The organism is Pseudomonas sp. 20-5 (assembly GCF_056782835.1).
On record NZ_CM165584.1, the window covers coordinates 2,353,044 to 2,365,990 of the forward strand.

At 66.7% G+C, this 12,947-nt stretch carries 15 protein-coding genes; 5 read left to right on the top strand and 10 right to left on the bottom strand.

The window, feature by feature from the left end:
* Positions 1-114: 114 nt before the first annotated feature.
* The 4 genes from AC1RB9_RS11120 to AC1RB9_RS11135 all read left to right on the top strand — a co-directional run bounded on the left by AC1RB9_RS11120 (position 115) and on the right by AC1RB9_RS11135 (position 2,210).
* The gene (locus AC1RB9_RS11120) at positions 115-1,149 is read left to right on the top strand and encodes a hypothetical protein (RefSeq protein WP_003090863.1); all 1,035 of its coding nucleotides are present in this window, start codon (positions 115-117) and stop codon (positions 1,147-1,149) included.
* An 80-nt stretch (positions 1,150-1,229) separates the two neighbouring features.
* The gene (locus AC1RB9_RS11125; RefSeq protein ID WP_176492275.1) at positions 1,230-1,418 is read left to right on the top strand and encodes a hypothetical protein; all 189 of its coding nucleotides are present in this window, start codon (positions 1,230-1,232) and stop codon (positions 1,416-1,418) included.
* 15 nt (positions 1,419-1,433) lie between these two features.
* On the top strand, positions 1,434-1,826 hold the full coding sequence (locus AC1RB9_RS11130; RefSeq protein WP_176492274.1) for a hypothetical protein: 393 nt from the start codon (positions 1,434-1,436) through the stop codon (positions 1,824-1,826).
* 93 nt (positions 1,827-1,919) lie between these two features.
* Complete coding sequence (locus AC1RB9_RS11135) at positions 1,920-2,210, top strand: hypothetical protein (RefSeq protein WP_003116583.1); 291 nt, start codon at positions 1,920-1,922, stop codon at positions 2,208-2,210.
* Positions 2,211-2,298: 88 nt separating this feature from the next.
* Here the strand turns inward: AC1RB9_RS11135 and AC1RB9_RS11140 are convergent, their stop codons facing one another.
* Together AC1RB9_RS11140 and AC1RB9_RS11145 are read right to left on the bottom strand one after the other, a co-directional pair.
* Positions 2,299-2,784 (bottom strand): hypothetical protein, encoded by a 486-nt coding sequence (locus AC1RB9_RS11140; protein ID WP_003138785.1) that lies wholly within the window; start codon positions 2,782-2,784, stop codon positions 2,299-2,301.
* A gap of 434 nt (positions 2,785-3,218) precedes the next feature.
* Entirely contained in the window at positions 3,219-4,298 is a 1,080-nt protein-coding gene (locus AC1RB9_RS11145) for a hypothetical protein (RefSeq protein WP_003452310.1), read from the bottom strand.
* Positions 4,299-4,541: 243 nt separating this feature from the next.
* Here AC1RB9_RS11145 and mcpN point away from each other — a divergent pair, with 243 nt between their 5' ends.
* Positions 4,542-6,137, top strand: coding sequence for a nitrate chemoreceptor McpN (gene mcpN, locus AC1RB9_RS11150; protein WP_003452307.1), 1,596 nt, complete (start codon positions 4,542-4,544; stop codon positions 6,135-6,137).
* Between the two features lie 21 nt (positions 6,138-6,158).
* Here mcpN and AC1RB9_RS11155 read toward each other — a convergent pair whose 3' ends face one another.
* The 8 genes from AC1RB9_RS11155 to AC1RB9_RS11190 all read right to left on the bottom strand — a co-directional run bounded on the left by AC1RB9_RS11155 (position 6,159) and on the right by AC1RB9_RS11190 (position 12,699).
* Positions 6,159-7,397, bottom strand: coding sequence for a M20/M25/M40 family metallo-hydrolase (locus tag AC1RB9_RS11155; protein ID WP_003452304.1), 1,239 nt, complete (start codon positions 7,395-7,397; stop codon positions 6,159-6,161).
* A gap of 66 nt (positions 7,398-7,463) precedes the next feature.
* Positions 7,464-7,931, bottom strand: coding sequence for a GAF domain-containing protein (locus AC1RB9_RS11160; RefSeq protein WP_003104034.1), 468 nt, complete (start codon positions 7,929-7,931; stop codon positions 7,464-7,466).
* Between the two features lie 114 nt (positions 7,932-8,045).
* Positions 8,046-8,264 (bottom strand): helix-turn-helix domain-containing protein, encoded by a 219-nt coding sequence (locus AC1RB9_RS11165; RefSeq protein ID WP_003108924.1) that lies wholly within the window; start codon positions 8,262-8,264, stop codon positions 8,046-8,048.
* An 8-nt stretch (positions 8,265-8,272) separates the two neighbouring features.
* On the bottom strand, positions 8,273-8,830 hold the full coding sequence (locus tag AC1RB9_RS11170; protein WP_003090849.1) for a DUF2975 domain-containing protein: 558 nt from the start codon (positions 8,828-8,830) through the stop codon (positions 8,273-8,275).
* A 171-nt stretch (positions 8,831-9,001) separates the two neighbouring features.
* Positions 9,002-10,801 carry a metalloendopeptidase Mep72 gene (gene mep72, locus AC1RB9_RS11175; RefSeq protein WP_003452301.1) on the bottom strand — a complete coding sequence of 600 codons (1,800 nt, stop codon included), beginning with the start codon at positions 10,799-10,801 and terminating at the stop codon, positions 9,002-9,004.
* A gap of 77 nt (positions 10,802-10,878) precedes the next feature.
* Positions 10,879-11,538, bottom strand: coding sequence for a biofilm-associated metzincin protease inhibitor BamI (gene bamI, locus AC1RB9_RS11180; protein WP_003124476.1), 660 nt, complete (start codon positions 11,536-11,538; stop codon positions 10,879-10,881).
* A gap of 478 nt (positions 11,539-12,016) precedes the next feature.
* Positions 12,017-12,358, bottom strand: coding sequence for a PA2781 family protein (locus tag AC1RB9_RS11185; protein ID WP_003119898.1), 342 nt, complete (start codon positions 12,356-12,358; stop codon positions 12,017-12,019).
* The gene (locus tag AC1RB9_RS11190; RefSeq protein WP_003115217.1) at positions 12,355-12,699 is read right to left on the bottom strand and encodes a helix-turn-helix domain-containing protein; all 345 of its coding nucleotides are present in this window, start codon (positions 12,697-12,699) and stop codon (positions 12,355-12,357) included. The genes AC1RB9_RS11185 and AC1RB9_RS11190 overlap by 4 nt, the downstream gene beginning before the upstream one ends.
* Positions 12,700-12,947: the final 248 nt, after the last annotated feature.

Here is a 12,947-nt window from a genome sequence, read left to right on the forward strand (position 1 = left end):
GCCCTGCCGGTGTGCCCCTGCCGACCTAGTTCATTTGAAATATTGCGATCCAGGCTGGGGCCAGTAAGATGGGCCGTCCGACGACCCGCACCAGCCTCTATCAAGGATCGATGCATGAGACTGCCCCGCCCGCGTTTTGCCCTTTCCGCCGCCTTGCTGCTTTGCCTTTCCGGTTGCGTGTCGGAACTCGATTCGGGCGCCTATGGCAGCATGGACGATCCGCGCAACGCGCAGATGCTGGACCTGGTGGACCAGGCGCTGAAGGGGAACATGGCCGTGGTACTGGTGGCCGACGTGATGCCGCACAAGTCCCTGAGCGATGCCCTGACCATGACCCAGTGGACGCCAACGGCGATCTGGGAGTACGAGAAGGACCCGAAGGTGACCTTCGGCCGCAAGTTCCAGACCAACGCGCTGCAGCGGAAGCCCGACGAGACCTATCTGTTCAAGGCCTTCGAGGTGCATATCCTGCCGCCCGGCAAGTACCTGCTGACCGGCGGCGACGACTACCAGATCCATGGCTTGCTCGACCAGGTCGGCGCCCGCAGCGGTCCGCCCGGTTCGGGCCATGGCGCCAACGGCACCGCGTACCTGTCCCCCGAGCTGTATCGCGAGTACTACCGGGAAGAAGTCTGGAAAGATGCCACCTATGGCAGCGAGATCAAGACCGAGAAGGTCTGCACCGCCGTGCATGTGGCCTCGGGCGCCTGCGTGAGCTGGGGCGAGCAGCAATACACGCAGACGACCCAGGGCTCCCAGGCCGGCTATTACCAGCAGACCGACTCCCGCGACGTGCCCTCGATCAAGGTCCAGGCGCGCCTGCCGGTCGACAAGGCGCTGGCCAGCTTCACCGTGCAGGGCGGGCAATTGCTGCTGGCCCCGCGCATGCACCTGAAGACCCCCGGCTACAAGTACCAGCAGTCGAAGTGCCGGGCGATCGATCCGAAGAAGATCGAATGCCCATTGGAAAACCTGACCGTCTACACCTGGCCGGCGCCGATGGACTTCAGCCAGTCCCTGATCGCCCAGCGGGCCCTGAGCGACAAGCACCGGCAACTGCTGTCCAGGCTCCAGCCCCTGCAGATCACGCCGCTACGCAAGCAGGGCATGGAAGACCCGGTCTGGGGCGTGCCGCTGTCATTGAAATAGCGGGTGTTCGCTCAGGGGCGCGCCGGGTGCCGCCCCTATCCACGATCGGCAGGGAAGCATTTCCCCACAAGGAAGGTGACATGAACGTATATCGCAAGGTTTCCCGCAGTGCCGCGACTTGGCTGTGCGCCGCGCTGCTGGCCGCATCCGGCCATGCCTGGGCCGAAGACTGGTGGGTGGTACACAAGGGCGACGACCCTGCCGAGCTTGACGTGTTCCTGGCCGATGCCGATTCGCTGGCACCGGTGCCGGGTATCGAAAACGCCTGACAGGTGCAGATCGCCATGCTGTTCGACTCCTTCCATCTGCTCAGCGCGCACCAGTACCGCTGCGATACGCGAGAGGTGAAGGTGGTCAACGCCAAGACCTTCTCCAACAACGGGCAACCCACGAACCTCCAGTTCACCTTCGCCAAGGGCTGGACCCCGCTGCCCAACGAAAGCCATGAGGCTGTCCTCCAGTTCATCTGCGCGCCGCAGGAGCGCGAACGCAATGGCATGCGCTCCACCGGCAGGGGCGTGCCATTGCAGGCGGTGATCACCGCCGTCGGCATGGTCGAGATGGAGCGCGCCCAGGCCAATCTCGCCGAGGCCCGGCGCAAGCTCGAAGAGGCCAAGAGCGATCGCGTCATGGGCGAGCTCGATCGTCTGCTCGGCAACGAACCCCGGAAGCCCTGAGCCGCTCTGACTGAAGCAGGGTGAGGCGAGGCGGATCGGGCCGTTTTCCGGAGCGATCGGCGTAGGTCCGGAAGGCGCGTCGGGAGGGTCTCGATGAAGTGGTATAGCCGCATCAGCCTGGGACTCAGCCTCGCGGTCGCGAGCGCTTTCCTGGTGGCGTACTGGCGATCGCTCGACAGCCATAGCTATCCCAATATGAATGCGCCTGGGCTGATCGCCTACCTGCTGGCCTTTCCTGCCTGCGCCCTGTTGCTGCATTCCACTGCGTTGGCATTCGTGCTCCAGCAGCGAAAGCTGGGAAGCGCTCGCGAAAGAGCGCTGCAATGGACGATCAACCTGGCGCTGTGGATGGCGCCGCTTTGTTTCATATTTTCCAGTCTTTAATCAGGCACTCGCGGGTGTGTAGCTCGAGTAAGCGGACTGCTTTGATATCTCCTGCTGCGGCGGAATACAGGTGCGTCCTTTGAGTCGCTCAGCGCTTCGGCGCAAAGACCATCTTCACCGGCGCATCGTGCTTCAGGCGCGAGCCGTCCGCTTGGTTTCCGGGCTCGAAGCTAGGGTGCCAGGCCCTGAGTTCCGTATCGGACAGCCACTCCAGTTGCAATTCGTCCGCGGATGCGCGCAGGTCGAATTGCGCCAGCGACTGCACGACTGAATGGCACTTTTCCGATTTCCCGGTTTCGAGGAGGGAGACCTGTATTTCTTCGCCCCAGGTGATCGAACCTTTCTCCGGGCATTTCCGAACCTCGACGTGGTATTGCCCGTTCGGCGACGGCAGGTCGGAAATCAGCTTGTCGGGGCCGCAGGCGGCGAGGAGTACGCTCAGTATCAGCAGGGGGCTTTTTTTCATCCATGACCTCTGTGGAAATCTCGGAAAGGAATTCCTTTCTTTTCCTGGCGGAAAATGGGCAGGAAGCGTGCCTGCCCATCCTACGCGCGGACTGCTGGATCTGCCCATGGGCGATCCACAGCTTCGTGCACGAGCGATATCAGATGGCGCTGAGCGATTTCAGGATCAGATAGGTGCAGATGAGCACCCCTGCCATGGACAACAGGCCCAGGGCGACAATGCTGAGTTTCATCGGGTTTCCTCGTTGAACTGCGATGGGCTGCTGTATCAAGGAGGGGAGAGGCAGCAGGCGGGGGGAAAGCCCCGGAGGGATGAGCGGCCCCCGGGGCTTTGGTGACCACCATAGGAGAAAGTCACATTGATAAGGCTAGCCCTGTTTCGCTGTGCGGCAAGCGAAGCGGCATCGCTTTTCCCGCAGGATCGGGAAAATGCCTAGCCATACCGCAGTGATGGCCACGGAGGGTCCATGCGCCTCGTCCATTTCCTGATTGCCCTTCCCGCCGCGCTGCTGGCTGAGCCTCAGATAACCGCGCGGCGCAGGTTCAGCGTTCGTCGCCGATCTCCAGTTCGATGAAGTCGATGACCCCTGCCGCGCGGTTGTCGAGGCGCTCAAGTTCCTGGCCGTCCAGCGTCTGCAACAGCGAGGTGCCGTGTTCCAGGCGCTCGCCGGAGGCATGCGAAGCGGCTTCGCGGGTAGGACTGAACAGCCAGGCGTGCGGATGTTGCGCGCGCCAGGCGGCGCGGGGCGAAAGGCTGACCTCGGTGCCCGCCGGGTAGTGCCAGGCGCCCAGTTGCAAGGCCTCGGCGAGGACCGTGCCGCCGAGGCCGTACAGGCGGCGGTCGCGGTCGAAGGCCAGGGCGCCGCCGCTCAGCGCGATGCCGCGCACCGACACCTGTTGCCCGGTTTCCGGCATTACCCGCCAGCGCTCGGCGTCGCGGTAGCCGTCGGTGTAGGCCATGCCGTCGCTGGCGAACAATCGCGCACCGGCGGGGAAGTCGATGTCGTCGGCGCGGTTGCCGGTCGCCAGGCTACAGCCTTCGAAGGCGGCGGGACGCCCGTCGCGCTCGCTGGCGAAGGCGATTTCCTGGCTGGCGTCGCAACGCCAGCCTTCGATCTCGGCGACGCCCTCGCCACGCAGGCGCAGCGAAGTGGGATGGACGCCGGTGGTTTTCCATGGGTCCTGCGGGTTGTCCTGCTCGCTCTGCAGCCAGCGTTGCAGGTGGCGGGTGGCGACGCCGCGGATCGTCACCGGGGTGGGGAATTCGGCTTCGCGGAAGCTTTCTGGCTGGTGCTTGAGTTCCAGCTTCAGCCGGGTGCCGGCAGGCATCTCGATGCCTCCGAGGCGCGAGGGGCGCTCGAGCACGGCGCTGTGCGCGGCTTCCTCGCGCGCGCGTTCGCGCTCGTACTGCCAGAGACCGATCTCCAGCCAGGCGCGCAGTCCCAACGGGAACAGCAGGAGCAGCATCAGCAGGCCGCGGCTCGGCCAGCGGCGGCGCAAGCGCTGGCGCGCGCGCGGGCTGAAGGCCAGGAGCGATAGCCAGACCAGCAGCCAGATGCCGGCGACGAACGACGACAGGTAGATGAGCGGGACGATCAGGGGAATAGGGGCGACGGGGATCACGCGGGCGTCCTTGCGGGTTGGGTTCCATGACGTCTCCGGCGCGGCGTGCCGGGTACCTGCCAGAGTTTACAGGGCGCGTCCCGATGCCGCAGCGGCAAACTGTCTTCAGGCCTTGTCCGCCGGGGGCCACGCCCTGGAGAGGGAGGCGCTCGGGGATGGAGTCGGCGAAGTGCCGATTCAAGCCCAGGCGCGACGGGCCGATGGGGTGGTTATCGGTTTCTGTAGTCCAGTGGGGAAAAACCAATGAACGAAAGCGTCGCCAGGGTGTTCGATCGGATTCTACGGGGGCTCGGGTTGAAGACCCTGAACGCCCAGTTCCTGCTGTCCTATGCACTGATGTTCGGCCTGGCCGCCTGCGCCTCGGTGGCGTTGTACCTGAGCATGTCGATCTCGCCGGAAACCATCAACGTGGCCGGCGCGCAGCGCATGCTCAGCCAGAAGATGGCCCGCGAGGCGCTGCAATTGCGACTCGGCGCCGGCGACCCAAAGGCCCTGGCCGCGACCATCGCCCAGTACGAACGCTCGGCCGCCGATCTGGATGCGGGCAATGCCGAGCGCAACGTGAGCCGGATGGGCGCGCCGGAGATCGCCGCCCAGCGGCAGAAGGTGGCGCAGATCTGGGGCCGCTACCGGGCCATGCTCGACCAGGTGGCACAGCCTGCCAGCCAGGTCGATCTGCGCGGCTTCTCGCAGTATTCCACCGAGCTGTTGGGCGAGCTGAACAACCTGGTCTCGCTGATGAGCGCGCGCGCCGACAGTGTCCAGCACACCCAGATGTGGATCGCCTTCGGTTGCCTGTTGGCGATCCTGGTGCTGGTGGTGCTCGGCCGGCAGTTCGGCCTGGCGCCGCTGATGCGGCAGTTGCGTGGGTTGGAAGTGGCGCTGACCGAGGTCGGCGCGGCGAACTTCACCCATGCCCTGGCGGCGGGCCATGCGGACAACGAGATCGGCCGCATCGTCGCTGGCTACGAGCGGATGCGCCAGGACGTCAGCGGTTTGCTGGCGAACGTCAAGCGCAGCGCGGCAGAGACCGACAAGGACGTGGCCGAGGCCCTGGAGCAGGCGCTCGGCGCCGGCGACCAGGTGGCGCGCCAGCACCAGGACCTGGACCAGGTGGCCACCGCGATGAACGAGATGAGCGCCACCGTGGCCGAGGTCGCCCGCCACGCCAACCATGCGGCGCACTCCACGCGCGACGCCGCGGCCCTGGCCCACGAGGGACGGCGTCTGGTGGAGCACGCCAGCAGCCAGACCGGTGCGTTGGCGGAGGAACTGGAGCAGACCGCCCTGGCGCTGAACACCCTGCACCAGCACGCCGGCAGCGTCGGCCAGGTGCTTACGGTGATCAGCAGCATCGCCGAGCAGACCAACCTGCTGGCGCTCAATGCCGCCATCGAGGCGGCGCGGGCCGGGGAGGCCGGGCGCGGCTTCGCCGTGGTGGCGGATGAGGTGCGTTCGCTGGCCAACCGTACCCAGCAGTCGACCCAGGAGATCCAGGGGCTGATCGAGCAGTTGCAGGACGGCGCCAACGATGCGGTAGCCGCCATGCGCGGTAGCGCCAGCCATGCCCAGAGCAACCTCGCCGAGGCCGACAGCGCGGCCCAGGCGCTGGGACGCATCGTCGCCACGGTGGAAGAGCTGGACGGCCTCAACCAGCAGATCGCGACCGCCGCCGAGGAACAGAGCCAGGTGGCCCAGGACATCGACCGCAACATCACCAACGTCTCCGGACTCTCCGAGCAGGCCCACGAAGGGACCGCCGCAGTGCTTTCGGCCAACCAGAGGGTCAAGGAGCACATGGCTGGCTTGCGCGTGGTGCTCGGTCGCTTCCGCACCTGAGGCTGGCTGCGGGCGTCGGCGCTAGTCGGCGGACAGGTTGCGGATCAGCGCCACTGTCAGGTACAGGCGCGGGGCGATGCTGGACAGTTCGAGGTATTCCGCCTCGCTGTGCAGGCCGGCGCCGACCACGCCGAGGGTTTCCAGCACCGCCGGCTTGTCGCTGCCGGGCACGTAGGCGTAGCCGGCGTCCGTGCCGAAGCGCATGGCGATCGGCTCGATGCGCTTGCCGATTCGGCCGTAGAGCGTCTGCGCGGTTTCCGCCAGGCGCTGCGAGGCGGGGGTCTTCACCAGGGGCGGACGACCCTTGTCGAGACGCAGACTGACTTCGGTATCGGCGACCAGGCGTTCGCCGGTCAGCTTCCGGGCGTCGGCCAGTACCCGCTCGCTCTCGGCCGGGTCCGAGTAGCGCATGTCGGCTTCCGCCGAAGCCTCGGCGGGAATGATGTTGCGCTTCTCGCCGCCCCTGGCGAGGGTCCAGTTCAGCGTGGTGCCTTTCGCCGGATCGCCGAGGTCCTTGAGACGCAGCAACTGGTGCGACAGTTCGAGAATGGCGTTGCGGCCTTGCTCGGGTGCCGAGCCGGCATGGGACGAGCGACCCTTCACCTCGAGCAGCAGGCCGTCGATGCCATTGGTGGCTACCGTCACTGCGTCCCGGTCCGGCGGCTCGTAGGAGAAGACGTAGTCCTGCTGCCGGGCCAGCTCGGCGATCAGTTGCTTCGAGCCGGCGGAGCCGGTCTCTTCGTCGGGATTGAACAGCACGGTGATCCGTCCGTAGTCCCTGAAGCCTTGCTGCCTGAGCAGCGCCAGGGCATGCAGCACCATCGCCACGCCGCCCTTGGCGTCGGCCACGCCGGGTCCGTAGGCGCGCTCCGCGTCCTCGCGGAACGGACGCTTCGCCGCGCTGCCGGCGGCGAACACGGTGTCGTAGTGAATCATCAGCAGGAAGCGCTTGCTGCCGGTGCCATCGAGGGTGGCCACCAGGTTGGCGCCGGCCGAGGGCGTCGCCGGTGCGCTGCGGACTTGCGCGCCGAGCGCCTGCAGGCGTTCGGCGAGCAGCGCGGACAACTGGCCGAGGCCTTCGGCCTGGCCGGTACCGCTGTCCACCGCGACCAGTTGCCGGAGCGTGTCGAGGTAGGCCGGGCGTTCGGCTTCGGCCTGGCGCAGCAGCTCGGCGGCTGGCGTGTCGGCAGCGAAGGCGGCGGGCGAAAGCAGGAAGGCGAGGGCGAGCGGCAAGAGGCGGGGCAGGCGGCTGGCGTGCACGGAAGGTCCTCGTCTGGTGGGCGGAGGCGGCGCGGTTGTGCGCCGCGGTATCCGATTGACCTTAGGTCATGAGACGGTTTCCGCCAGCAGCGCCTCGACCTTGCGCCGCAATTCTTCCAGCAGGGCCCGTTCCTCGGCCGAATAGTCGCGCGGTCGGCTGTCGAGTACGCAGACGGTGCCGTACGGGGTGCCGTCGGGCGCATGAACCGGATAGCCAAGGTAGTTGCTCAGGCCGAACTCGACTTCATCCTCGTTGCCGGCCCATTCCGTCTCCTGGCGCGAGTCGCGCACGTGCAATGGGGCGTCGCGGTCGACCACGCGTTCGCAGTAGAGGGGTTTGGCGCCGTCTTCATGGACGCTCTTGCGGCCTTCGGCGCCGATCGGGTAGGTGTCCTCCAGGCGTCCGGCGGAGGCCTCGACGCGCATGTGCCGGGGCAGGGAACGCATGATCAGCACCGACGGCACGTCGAGCCGGCGGGCCAGTGCGTCGATATCCCGGCGCAGGGATTCGAATCGTTCGGAGGATTTCGCCATGCCCGGCCTCGCCCATGTCTGGTGGATGAACCGCGACTGTAGCGGCGAAAGGGGGCTTGGCCTAAATACCCTTTGGTGCGCTCCCCCTCGCTCGAGCGCATAAGCGCCCGGCTGTCACTCCTCGGTCGGGCCGGGCAGGTACTCCAGCAGGTCTCCCGGCTGGCACGCCAGGTAGGCGCAGATGGCCTCCAGGGTAGCGAGGCGAATGCCCTTTACCTTGCCCTGCTTGAGCAGCGACAGGTTCTGTTCGGTGATGCCGATGGCCTGGGCCAGGTCCTTGGACCTGGCCTTGCGCAGGGCGAGCATGACGTCCAGCCTGATTTCGATGGGCATGGCGGACCTCAGACGAACTGGCGGTTTTCCTCGGCGAGCAGGGCGGCCTTGCGCTGGATGCGCGCGATCACCATCACCGAGGCGGCGGCGAACAGGCTGACCAGTTCCGCCGAACCGAAGCTGAGACTGACGATGCGTTGCCCCTGGGGTTGGAGGAAGGTGACCCAGACCGTCAGCAGCGGTTCCAGCAGGAAGTTCGCCAGCACCCAGCAAGCCAGGCACAGGCCGACCTTGCCGAGCAGCGCCGCGGCGTCTTCGCAGAAATACTCGCCGCGCCCGTAGTGCTGGAACAGCCTTCGCAGCGCCTGCAGTCCACTGGCCAGGACCAGCAGCGGCAGGCTCGACAGGAGGATGCCGCCGAGGGCCTGCCAGAGCGGCATGTCCCGCGCCACAACGCCGAGGTCGCCGGCGACACCGGTGGCGGTGAGAGCGAAACCGAGGCCGTGCTCGCTGGCGAGGTCGGGGAAGATCCAGCACGCGGCGTTGAGCAGCAGCATGCCGGCGATCAACAGCAGGGTCAGAGTAGCCATCAGGCGGCTGTAGCCGGCCAGGCGGTCGCTTGTCATCGGGGGTACTCCTGGGAAGGTGGGCAGGCCCCTCGGAAACGAGGGAAACCGGAGTGATCATAGTTTAATAATAAATTATCGTAAAACGATAATTTCTTGATCGCTGCATCCGGCCTGGAGCGCTCCGCAAAATCCCCTCCGTGCCCGCCGGGGGCATGGAGGGGAAGCGTCCTACTTCTGCAGCAACTGGACGTTGTCGATGAACATCGACTCCTGCTGGTTACCGCTGAGGATCATCAGTTCAGCACGCTTGATCGGCCCCTTCGGCAATTGCACCTGGCCGCGCAGGCTGGCCCAGCGGCCATTCTCGACCACCTTGTAGCCCAGGGGCAGGTATTCGCCGGGCCGACCCTGGCTTTCCAGGTAGAGGTAGGCATAGGTCATGGCCTGCGAGCCGCGACCGTCGCCGACCCGTACGTCCGCGCTGAACGCGTAGGTCCGGCCTGCTTCCAGGTTGCCCAGCAGGCTGGTGCTCGCGCCGGTGCCGGCGTAGCGCCGCTGGTAGGCTTCCAGGGCCAGCCGCCCGGCGCTGGCGACGCGCGTGGCGCGGGCGCTGGCATGCACGCCGCTCCAGCCGCCGATGCCGCTCTCGAAGTCGTAGGCGATGCGTTTCGGCGCCGGCGGTACGCTCGGCGGCGCGGCCTGCGCTTCCTGCAGGTTCATCTCGTCGACCAGCAGGCTGGCGCCGCTGTCGCTCCAGACCGCCACGTAGAGGTTGCGCTGGTCGGCGGCGGGACGGTAGTCGAAGGTCTTCTCCAGGCGACTGAACTCGTTGCCGCTGACCGACAGTTCGACGCTCTGCGCCGGGTTGTAGGCCAGGGCGCCATCGGCGCGTTCGCTGAGCAGCGCCATGCGCACGGTTTCACGGGTATTCGCGGCCTTGAGCATGACCTTGCCGCTCAGCCGGTAGCCGCTGCCGGCGCGCAGGGGGGCAATGGGGCGGACCAGCAGGTCGAAGCCACGCACGTCGACCAGCAAGGCATTGTCGCGGCAGCCCTTGGCGACGTTCACCAGGCTCAGCTGGGCGTTGCCGGACCATGCGCGCCAGCCTTCCATGCTGGCGAACTCGCCATCGCCGAGCAGGCCGCCGAGCTTGGCTTTCGTGCACCATGGCAGGTCCGGCGGGGTCGGCGTGTCGCCGCCGGAGCCCGGGTTGACCGTGCCGGGTACCTTGGTCGGGCGAAAGTCGGCGATCTGCGTGGCCATGCTGTTCAGCGCGCGTACGGCGTCGGCGTGTTCTTCGCGGCCGCAGGGCTGGTTGGCGCATTCGGCGTTGACCAGGCGCGGGTTGGCGAAGAACGGTGCCTGCTTGTTGGTGCCGAAGGCATGCGGGTAGGCCATCACGGTGGCGAAGCGCCCCTGCACGCCGTAGCCGCGGCTCCATTCGTAGGTGCCGCTGTGGGCGTAGCGCGGATCGTAGTAGCTGGACTCCAGGTCCTGCTCGTAGGAGTGGCGCAGGCCCATGTTGTGGCCGGCTTCATGGGCGAAGGTGTTGAGCCCGCAGTCGACCCCGGTGAGGTTGTAGGCAATGTCCTTGGCGTTGCCGTGGAAGCGCCCGCTGTTCTTATCGCCCGAGCCCATGTAGCCGATGCCGCAGGTGATGTAGCCGTTGCCGCTGTTCTGCGAGCGGTTGACCAGGCTGACCAGGTCGGCGCCGTACTGCTCGCGCAGGCGCTGCACCTGCGGGTCGCGCATGAAGCGATCGAGGTTGGCGCCGGTCACCGTCGGGTAGTCGGCCCAGTCCAGGCGCTGCTTGTGCACCAGACGCAGGCGCAGGTTGACGCCGCTCTTCTCGTAGGCGGTGTTGGCGAACTCGATGTAGCTGGCGATCCGCGCATCGATGTCGCGGCCATTTGCGGTCTGGGTCGCCGCGGTGGTGTAGAGGACCATGATGTCGACGGTCTTCGGCGCGGCCTGGGCGGCAGAGGCTACCGCCAGGGCTAGGGTGGAGCAGAGCAGGGATTTCTTCATGGGTTGCCTGTGTTCGGACAATAGGAAGCCATGGCGCCCCGAGGGCACCGCTGGGGAAACATGCTGGGAAGGTGGGCTCAGCCCTGGGCGGGCGGCGGCATCGGTGGCAGCTCGGCGAGCGGCGCGTCGACATGATCGCCGTGCGGGTCGCTACGCGCGGCGATGTCGTTCTCGTCGATCACCCGGGTCTTGCCGCTGCGGTTGTCGACGATGATCGAGTAGCTGCCGTCGAGGGTGGCGACATTGATGTGGGTTTCCAGGCTGCCGCGCACCACGGTCAGGCTTTCCGCCTCGTCGCCGTCCACCAGGCCGCCGCGCCAGACCGGCAGGCCGGCGCTGTTATGGGTGCTGGCGAGGCGTGCCTGCAAGGGCCGCTCGCGACCCGGCAGGCTCATTTCCAGCACCTGGCCGAGCGCCAGCGTGTCGAGCAGGGCGGGTTCGACCTGCGCCAGGTATTCGGGAATGCCCTGGGCGCCTTCGCGGCTGCGCAGTTCGCCTTGCCAGAGCGTCACCCGCTCGCGTGGCGCGGGCGTCGTGACGGGGGTCGGGGCGAGCATGCGGGTAGCGTCCGCCGCCGGCGCCGCGAGCGCCGCTGTCGGGGCGGCGGCTGCCTGGGCGGCGGGGGACTGGCGGGCCTGCGGCGATGCCTCGGGCGGAGCCGGGTCGAGCAGCCAGCCGCCGATCAGCGCACCGCCGATGGCGGCGGCCGAGGCTGCGTAGATCCATGTCTTGGCCACGTTGTTTCTCCTCTGAGTGAACGTGGCGCGGAGTCTAGGAAGAAGCCTCTCCCAGCGTGGCGGCAACCGTTCACATTTGCGCCAGGCCGCGCGCCGGCGTGACGAAACTGCGAATCAGGCCGGAGCGCTGCGGGCGCCAGGTCACGTGCGCTCTGTGCGCTGCGGCAAGGCTGGCGTTCGGCCGCCATGCTGTTCGCGGCGGAAGGCTTCGGCGCACCTGGCCGTCCTCGCGCTTGAAGAACTGGACGAAGTTGCTCGGCTCGTCGAAGCCGATGCCATCGTCTACGGCAGCCCCACCTATATGGGCGGACCGGCCTGGCAGTTCAAGAAGTTCGCCGATGCCACCTCAAAGCCCTGGTTCGTCCAGCTGGCTTCGCTGACGCCTCGCGCTGGCTATGGGGTGTCGACATCCCGGCCGACGGTGGCATGTTCGCTCATCTCCAGGCAACCCGGTACGGCCTCTAGCCGCGCCGGGGCCTCAGCCTCGCGCCAGTTGCAGGAGACGGGCGCGCTCCTGCATCAGCGGCCGGCAACTGCGGATGCCTTCGACGATGCTGTAGAGGCTTTCGATCTGCTGCTGGCTGAGGCTGTTGTTCTGGGCCCAGCCGAGCAACTGCAGCCAGGTCCAGCGGGCGATGGTCTCGCTCTGCGTCTCGGCCTTCCTGCGGTCGTCCCCGTCGCTCTGTCCGACCAGGGTCTCCACCAGCCCCGAGGCGCACAACGGCAGCAGCTCCCGGTACTGCTCCGGATGCGTGTCGCGTAGGCGACGCAGGGCCATTATGGCGGTGGTTATCGAGTCTGAATCCAAGCTTTTGTTCACAGTTCACTCCTTGTGCGTACAGGCTGGCGGCTGGTTGATCCCTGGGCCGCGAGCAACTGTTCGATGAAACGCGTCAGCTCTTTCTTGAACTCGGGTGTCAGGCTGGACACCTTGAGGATGAGCTCGGCCAGCTCGTCCTCGGGGCAATAGAGGTAGGCCATGGGGACCTGGAGGACCATGGCCAGCTGTTCGGAAGTCCGCATGTTGGGGGAGTGCCGTTCGCGTTCGTATTGGTTCATCCGTGCGCTGGCGGAAAACTCGTCCATTCCCACCAGCATGCCCAACTGTTTCTGCGAGTATCCCGCTCTGATTCTTGCGGCTTTTAGCCGGGTACCTAGCATCCATACAACTCCCGTCCCGTTGGCCCGCTCGCTCAAGGTTGGGCAAATCTGGACAAGATGGAAGCTCAGGAATCCTTAGTTTTCGCCGTGCCGGAGGCTCTGTCGTCCGGGGCGGCGCGCGGTTTCGACGCCGTGTACGAGGCTGCGGCGGGGATATGCGTCGATGTCGCCGAGATCGCGCATGCTCCGGTTTTCTCGCGGCGAGCCGGAGTATATGCGAATTGCATAAAGGCGGACGCCGTTTCGTC

Coding starts and splice junctions, on each gene's coding strand:
- AC1RB9_RS11120 (WP_003090863.1), top strand. CDS start 115: ATGAGACTGCCCCGCCCGCGTTTTGCCCTTTCCGCCGCCTTGCTGCTT.
- AC1RB9_RS11125 (WP_176492275.1), top strand. CDS start 1,230: ATGAACGTATATCGCAAGGTTTCCCGCAGTGCCGCGACTTGGCTGTGC.
- AC1RB9_RS11130 (WP_176492274.1), top strand. CDS start 1,434: ATGCTGTTCGACTCCTTCCATCTGCTCAGCGCGCACCAGTACCGCTGC.
- AC1RB9_RS11135 (WP_003116583.1), top strand. CDS start 1,920: ATGAAGTGGTATAGCCGCATCAGCCTGGGACTCAGCCTCGCGGTCGCG.
- AC1RB9_RS11140 (WP_003138785.1), bottom strand. CDS start 2,784: ATGGGCAGATCCAGCAGTCCGCGCGTAGGATGGGCAGGCACGCTTCCT.
- mcpN (WP_003452307.1), top strand. CDS start 4,542: ATGAACGAAAGCGTCGCCAGGGTGTTCGATCGGATTCTACGGGGGCTC.
- AC1RB9_RS11160 (WP_003104034.1), bottom strand. CDS start 7,931: ATGGCGAAATCCTCCGAACGATTCGAATCCCTGCGCCGGGATATCGAC.
- AC1RB9_RS11165 (WP_003108924.1), bottom strand. CDS start 8,264: ATGCCCATCGAAATCAGGCTGGACGTCATGCTCGCCCTGCGCAAGGCC.
- AC1RB9_RS11170 (WP_003090849.1), bottom strand. CDS start 8,830: ATGACAAGCGACCGCCTGGCCGGCTACAGCCGCCTGATGGCTACTCTG.
- mep72 (WP_003452301.1), bottom strand. CDS start 10,801: ATGAAGAAATCCCTGCTCTGCTCCACCCTAGCCCTGGCGGTAGCCTCT.
- AC1RB9_RS11190 (WP_003115217.1), bottom strand. CDS start 12,699: ATGCTAGGTACCCGGCTAAAAGCCGCAAGAATCAGAGCGGGATACTCG.